The sequence below is a fragment of the Vibrio sp. 10N.261.46.E11 genome, assembly GCF_041472735.1.
Classification (GTDB): Bacteria; Pseudomonadota; Gammaproteobacteria; order Enterobacterales; family Vibrionaceae; genus Vibrio.
Genome location: NZ_JBFRQW010000040.1, coordinates 21887 through 29492, shown reverse-complemented (window position 1 = coordinate 29492; position 7606 = coordinate 21887). Strand labels below are relative to the sequence as shown.

Genomic DNA, 7606 nt, shown 5'->3' with positions numbered 1-7606 from the left:
TTACTACGATTGGTATTACAACACGTCACGGGATCTCTTGGGACCAAGAAATGGCTAAGAGTCTGATAAGACAAGGAATTACAGGCACAAAAAAGCCCACACTAGATGGGCTCTTTCGTATAATGTGGTGCCGCTACTGGACTCGACTATCATACCTATCTTTTTGATTAAGATAATAATTATGAAAGTAGAGTTTTAAGATGTTACTTCTGGTGTTACTTTGGATAAAACTAACCATAGTTACTCCAGCTACCACACACTTACCTTATGAGTTTTCAGCTCAAGATGCCTGATATTTCATTGAACTTAAACATGGTAGAGTGAGACGTCAGAGTTAATGAATTAAACAACTGAAATATATAACAATTAAAAAATCCAAACAAAAAGTATTACCGAGAGTATTACTTACTACATTCCATTACAGTTCGGACATTACAGCCAAGCACATCACTCTTTCCCAGTGATTAACGAATGGCGATTCATCAATAGCTTTCTGAAAAATCACATTTTTACTAGCCTCAATATCTATTTGAAGATCTAACAGCCCCCGATATTGTGACATTAGTGTCGCAAGCCTTGGACCAGCCTCCTTTGAAAACCTCAATCCTAACTCAAAGTCGTTGAAGTGTTTTTCAACTCGGTTTTTATGTTCGTCTTCCCAGTGCTCGGGAGGAGAAACAAAGTACTCAATAACCCCTGGTTCAACATCATTGTTTGCAAGATACCTAGCATGCAGCCACTGTTCATTGAAATAACGATCGTCATCTAGATAGGGGTGTATAACTTGATCAGACTCGGTAGCTGCAAAATCGTCCCCTTTACCATCCATATTACAGTCTCGACATGAAGGTACTAGATTGACAGGTACAATAGAAAACTGAGGGAAGTGTGCTTTCGGTAAATAATGGTCCAAATTCCGAGGGCGCCCAATACCACCACAAAATGGACATTTTTCATTCGCGGCTAGTATCAAGGAATCATAGACGGCTCGAGCTGGCTTTTTTTTCCCAACCATGTAGTTACCGTACAACTTTATCAAGTCAGACTTCCTCAGTCGCCCAATAACAACAGGATCATTCTCTTCTTGAATTAGTAGAGGTTCGATAGTATGTAACTCACCCGTTGCACCAGAAGCCCCATATGCTTGTGCTTGTTGGTGTAAACTCGCAACCGCATCATTAACGTTCTGAAGAAGCCCTCTATTACCTGTTATGCCATCCCGACATAGAGTAAGTACATCAACGTAATCGTAAAAAGGTTGTTTAAGTTTAAGCATCAGCTAGCGCTCCGTTCTCTGTGCACAACAAGTGCCTTCAATAGCGCTCTAGCTTCAATACCTAGCTGCCCTCCATAATCACAAACAATTTCTTCATAACTATCACCAGCGGCAACAGACTTGACTAATAAGTCATGGAATCCAGATTTTGTTACCTCTAACCCAAAGACTTCCCTCGTCAAAATGCCGACATTTTCCCCGAATGTTTCTACCGCTGGCCTGCTTGGTTCGGTAGACAGTCGAACACGGTTGATCTTCCATACACATTGTCGAGGAACCTCTTGAAGAACTACCGGAGAATGAGTTGCAATGATGGATATACCATTGCGATCCAGTAGTAAATCAGACAAAGCTCTAACGAAAGCAGACAGCAATGGCGGATGAAGATGACTCTCTGGTTCATCAATTAGCACCAGTGTTTTCTCCTCCACTTTAGCAACTAACTGAGTGAGCGTTAATAAGACAATGGCATGGCCTGAGCTCATGTTTTCGATACGTTTCCGAGCTTTCTTCGTAAATTCTTTACCGGAAAACTCGGCGAGCTCTTTAAGTTTCATACCCGCAAAATTTTCATCTGACTCCAGAGTATCTATAGCTTTTAACCAACGCTCCTTTCTCGGTAGTTGGCTTAAGCATGTCTTTAGTGCTTTCAAAAAATCAGCATGTAAATCACTCAGTCCTTTCAAAGTATTTTCATCTTTTTTCAAGCCTATGTAGAAATAGCAGGTTCCTTTAGAAGGGTCTGGCTGTTCTTGAGGAGGCTCAAAAGGATCAAAGGCACTGAAAGATACTGAAACCAAGCTACTAAAATAGTCATTATCGATTGGAGTAGCATCTCCCCAGCTCTCTAAATCAAAAAACTTTGCCTTGGATTGCCCTCTACTCGTTATGGCTTCAATCATACCATTAAGCAAAGTTGTCTTACCAACACCGTTACGACCAATGAGCGCATGTATATTCGTACTTGGTTTCTGTTCTACCTGAACATCAAATTCCAGCTCAATTCCACCCATTCTATCTTGAGCAGGTCTTACAAATTTGAATTCAAAATTGGTTAGCGGATTACTTCCACTTAGTACGCGTGCAAACTGCCCTTTTATTACTGACAAGCTTACATCTCTCAATAAAGACGTTTTAAAAACCTCTTCATCTTGAGCCATTGAAATTAAACCTGGCTCATGAACAATATCTTTAAGGGAGCTTAGCAATGCATCTCTAGTTTTCGGTGTAAGTTTAGAAATACGCTGATAAAACTCAACATCTAACCCTACAGAAAAGTATCCTTCAGGAAGGGACTGGATGGTTGAATCAAGAGTACTGTAGGTATCTTCCTTAGTAGTTTGACCTTTGAAGCCAATTTTGATCCCACCGATTTCATGAAACCCCCCTTGCTCATCAAATAGCCTCAAATCGAACATAGTGACGAATGAAAAGTCATTCCAATGATCGATTTTTAGATATGCCGTGCTAATGCCACTAATTGGAATAGGCTTACCTCGAGGTACGACTACAATATTCATCTATTTTTTAACTCCATTAGCTTAAGAGCCTTTGAATAATAGCCCCCGGCTCAGGAGCATTAAAAGTATGAGTAAGTTCATGTTTTCTAGCGATAATTAAAACACTGTAACTTAATTCGTTGTCCGAGAGACTAAAGATCCATCCCTGCCCCATTATGCTTCAACCAAGAAACATGTTTTTGGTAGTCAGGCATGATTTTATCGACGAGGTTCCAAAAAGCGGCACTATGATTGCGTTCAATGCGGTGAGCTAATTCATGAACCACTATATAATCCAAAACAGCGAGTGGTGCCATCAGACAACGCCAGTGAAAGTTCAAATCACCCTTTGGTGAGCACGAAGCCCAATGATGCTGAAGCTCCATGACACGGATTGCACGATAATCCACTCCTAGTTTTGGGGCAAAGTGCTCTACCCGTTTACTAATACGAGATAGCCCCTTAGTGCGATAGAAGTGTTTAAATAGCTCGCTACCATATTCCGCCTTATCACGGCGCATGAGGAAGTAACCATTTTTCAGGATCAAGTCTTCTTTCTGCTCGTCCACCAGCTTTAAGCGATAATTGCAGCCCAGGTAAGGGAAGCCCTCACCGCTCACGAACTCACGTTCGACTTTGGTGCGGTTAAGATCTTCCCATTCTGCTAGGTTGCGATAAATCCAACTGCGTTTTTCCTCAACGATGCTCTCTACTTTTTCAATATCGTAGCTTTCAGGCGCAAGCACAGTAACACTCCCATCCCGTTCGATAAGAATGCTGGTGGTCTTTCGCTTGCTTTGTTTCAAGCTGTATTTGATATCTTTGTATTGCATTAGTGATGTTTTTTCTTATCTTGCTTTGGTGAATTGCGGTCACGAAACTGCTTCAGTGCGTCATCTACTAAGCTTTGCTCTTCAGTGCGCGAAATTCCGTAGTTCGCTTCATCAACTCCCCGTTCGGCGCGATTTCGCTCCACCATTGCTGGTAGCTCAGATTTGATACGCTCGCCTTTTGCAACCATGTTTTTGATAGGCTGACGACCTTTTAATGCGGTAGTTTTGAGAACGTCATAAATGAAACTAGACATCACCCCGACAGTTACACCAAAGATGAAGCTACCTTGCGCTGTTTCCTTCAGAGCAACAATCGGTTTTTCTTCCAAGTCCGGCAATGAGAGTTCTGATTGAATTGTGAGGATGATATCAACTAATGCTTCACGAACTTCATCAGCACACAAATTAAACTGTTTTCGCACCTCATACGGCAGTGTTGAATGATCTTCTTCGTTCTCTGAATAATTGATATCAGTAGCGACCTTAATCAATGCTAGCTGGTAGAAACTCTCATATTGCTCCAACTCTTGAGCAAGGAATAAATCAACACCATCCAAGTCATATTTCAGCATGGATAGATCGGGTTGATTGCTGACTTGTTTTTGCAGCGCTTGAGGATCAATAGAGCGAAGTTGGTCAATAACTTCATCTATTCTTTGGTTAATTTTTTGCTCCGATAGAATTAACAACTCCCTTCTACGCGCCAACGCTACAACTTCTTTAGTCAATTGCTCATTATTACTTCTAAGCTGTGGCACTTTACTCAATATCAAGCGTTTCTCGATCCGTCCCTCTAACTCATCAATCAACTCCCCTCTTTCCCAAAAATCTAAGCTACCTATATGTTCCCCTAGTTCCTCCATAATGGCATCAACACAGGCTTTCACCTTACCAAATGGTTTTACAGGCTCCCCATCTGGGAATGCAATGCTGACAATCAAATCAAAGAATGGGTCGGAAATTTGAGCGTTAGGTCCACGCCCGGCGTCGATCTCATATCGCAACGCACTTAGTTCTAGGATCATCTTTTCCCAGTTACCAGAGTGCTTTTTGATTATCTCATCCAGCTTCTCACTCATTTTTTTGTGGAAAACTGGGTCATCATCCGCATTGACTTTGCAGTGCTTACGAATGGCGTGTTCCATTTCACTCGCTTGCGCTTGTAAGTCCGGCTCTTTTCCCATGTGGGTCATAAAGGCATCACTGAACAAGTCGATAGGCTTAACTTTGGGGTTAATACCAAGACTAATCAGGTATTCATTTACTAGATGGCGAATCTTTGCGCCCACACCTTGGAAGCTCATGCTGTCATCTTGATAACGTTGACGCGCTTTCGCTTGAATATGCACAAACTGGTACATCGGCGTTTTGTAAGGATCTGCCAAGGAGTTCGGCATGATGATGTCCATGCTCTGAAGAAACTTCTTCAAGAACACGTTGAAACTGTCACGCTGGCGAGGGTCTTCTAAAACAGCAATCGCCTGAAGTTGCACTTGATAGTGCTCATCCATACTAAGTTTCTGGTTCACAAATGCTTCGATGTTATGAACATCGAGTTCGGAAAATAGCTGAAGCAAACGGCGATAACGACTTTCCAACACCGGCACTTCGCTATCAATGTTCTGCATACTTTCCATGATGTCGTTTTGATCATCTTGAGAGTACATCGACAGTGCATCTCTCAAGTGATGAGCAAGACCAATATAATCGACAATATAGCCACGTTTTTTCTCTTTCGCGGTGCGGTTTACACGGGCAATGGTTTGCAGCAAATTATGCTCTCGCAGTTTCTTGTCGAGATACATCACCTGTTCAATTGGCGCATCGAAGCCCGTTAACAGCATGTCGCAGACAATCAAGAAAGCGACGCCGGTATTTGGCTTGCTGTGATCAAACTTCTTCTTGAAGTTATCGACTGCTTTTAATTCTTTGGCCTGCTTTCTGGCGTATGTGAAAGAAGCTGCTTCATTGGTGTCATCACTTGAAATCACAACCGCCGTTTTCAAAAACTCAAGGCGCTCAAGCCAAGCTTTATCGATACATTGCTCTGGCTGCTTTTTGTATAACTCGATTTCTTTCGCCAGTGCCTTTTCAATATAGGTTTGGTAATGAATAGCCGCTTGCTTGGAGGAACACACCACCTGGGCTTTGAAGCCAGCTGGTAGTATCTGTCTTAGGTAGTGTTTAACTAGATCCTCAGCAATTTCCTCAATGCGCTTTTCTGCCTCAAGAATATCCCCTTCTGCACCATACTTTTTACGGATCTCTCTTAGTTCTTCTTCCGTTCTGTCAGCAAATAGATCTTCAAACTTGGTATCAAATCCCGCTTTATCGTAAATCGCACTGTCTGCGGTTTTACCTTCGTAGAGAATTTTTAACGTCGCGCCATCATCGACCGCATCCTGAAGTTTGTACTTATCGATATAAGCTTTTTCTTGATTGACTCCAAAGCGCTTCCAGGTTGGATAAGTGTGGTGGTCAGCGATGAGCGGCGTTCCTGTAAATGCCACTCGGGTGGAATTCGGGAAAGCATCAAACAGGTTATCTGAAAGGCTTGGACGGTCTTTACCTCCCCGCTGCGTACGATGCGCTTCATCCACTAAGATCAGGACTTTTTCGCCTTCATTGATCACCCCGAAAGGCTGATGCATGACGATCTCGGCATCAAAGTCTGACTCTAGTTCTTCGATACGCTCAACATCACCGGCCTCTTGCGCTTCCGCTAGCTGTTTAGACAAAAGCTTACGCACAGATTCTGGTAGGAAACCACTGTCTTGCTCGCGAAACTTATGCACCATCACCATATTGGTATTTGACGTATCGTTTGCAAGCTCCCCCTTCGCATCTCTCGTATTTTTAATGACAACGACCTTGTCACCAATTAAAGCAGCTGTATTAGTGAGCTGCTCTTCTAGATCGTTTCGGTCATTAACCATCAGCACTTTGTAGCTTTTCAGCTCAGGGTGACGGCGAAGCTTACGCACCAAGAACACCATGGTCAGGCTTTTGCCACTTCCCTGGGTGTGCCAAACCACACCCGAGCGCTGAATACCGGTTTCGCCTTTTTCCATTCGCTCAAGGATTTTCTGTACCGCGCGAAATTGCTGGTAACGGCAAATCACTTTTACACGAGGGCCATTGTCGGTATCCATAAACAATGTAAAACAGCGGGTGATATCAAGCAGCCTTTGTGGGTGGAGCATGCCCTGAACTAGTTTTTCCTGGCTGCGATGGGTGCCGATTTCCGGTGCAATGTAGGGTTCAGTATCTGGATAAATAGTTTTCCAGTTGAAGTAGTACTCTTCATTTGAGGTGATAGTGCCCACTTTGCAATCATCACCGTAGGTGCTGATCATCAACTGGTTGGTAAAGAACAGAGCGAGTTCACCTTCACGCAGTTTACTGTGTTCAGGCTCACGCAAGTCAGCATAACGGCGCAATTGGTCGATGCCTGCTGCCATTGGGTTAGAGCAATGCTGTGACTGCTCTTTACACTCAATCACCACCAGCGGCAGGCCGTTGACGAACAATACAGTATCAGGCCGAATGTGCTCTTTCCCCAACCCAGGCGTATCAACACGGAACTGATTGATGGCGGTGAAAGTGTTGTTTTTCCAGTTATCAAAATCAATCAGCTTAACAACAGGGTCTTCTTCGCCGGTCAGTTCGTTGCGATCAAGCTGCCATTTGTGGAGACGGCCAATAAACTCTTCATTGGCCGCCAGTAATTTGTGAGTACCAAAGTCAGTGACATCATCGAGCAAGACATCGAGTTGGCTATCTGTCAACCAGGACTTACCGTCATCAAAGGTGTTGATGCGATGTACTGCTGTTTTAAAAATGTCTTTTAAAATGACTTCACGAAAAGAGCTGCGAAAGCTGGTGGTTGGGTCGGTAGGCACACCTTGCCCTAAATCCGTCACATCCCAGCCCATGCTTTTAAGCTGGTTTAGCAGCGGCTTTTCAACCAATTGGTACTCTGACATTGTTTGATATCC

4 protein-coding genes are annotated in these 7606 nt (G+C 43.3%); all 4 read right to left on the bottom strand.

All coding sequences use genetic code 11. The features are described 5' to 3' along the window. Positions 1–418: 418 nt before the first annotated feature. On the bottom strand, positions 419–1276 hold the full coding sequence (locus AB4407_RS13150) for an HNH endonuclease (protein WP_372120864.1): 858 nt from the start codon (positions 1274–1276) through the stop codon (positions 419–421). After that, entirely contained in the window at positions 1276–2796 is a 1521-nt protein-coding gene (locus tag AB4407_RS13145) for an AAA family ATPase (protein ID WP_372120863.1), read from the bottom strand. The genes AB4407_RS13150 and AB4407_RS13145 overlap by 1 nt, the downstream gene beginning before the upstream one ends. A 131-nt stretch (positions 2797–2927) precedes the next feature. Continuing rightward, positions 2928–3608 (bottom strand): M48 family metallopeptidase, encoded by a 681-nt coding sequence (locus AB4407_RS13140; RefSeq protein ID WP_171327250.1) that lies wholly within the window; start codon positions 3606–3608, stop codon positions 2928–2930. Next, entirely contained in the window at positions 3608–7594 is a 3987-nt protein-coding gene (locus AB4407_RS13135) for a type I restriction endonuclease subunit R (RefSeq protein ID WP_372120862.1), read from the bottom strand. Before AB4407_RS13135 ends, AB4407_RS13140 begins: the two co-directional genes overlap by 1 nt. Positions 7595–7606 lie beyond the last annotated feature (12 nt).

Excerpts from the sequence above, each read along its gene's own strand:
- AB4407_RS13140 (WP_171327250.1), bottom strand. The coding sequence starts at position 3,608 with ATGCAATACAAAGATATCAAATACAGCTTGAAACAAAGCAAGCGAAAG.
- AB4407_RS13135 (WP_372120862.1), bottom strand. The coding sequence starts at position 7,594 with ATGTCAGAGTACCAATTGGTTGAAAAGCCGCTGCTAAACCAGCTTAAA.
- AB4407_RS13150 (WP_372120864.1), bottom strand. The coding sequence starts at position 1,276 with ATGCTTAAACTTAAACAACCTTTTTACGATTACGTTGATGTACTTACT.
- AB4407_RS13145 (WP_372120863.1), bottom strand. The coding sequence starts at position 2,796 with ATGAATATTGTAGTCGTACCTCGAGGTAAGCCTATTCCAATTAGTGGC.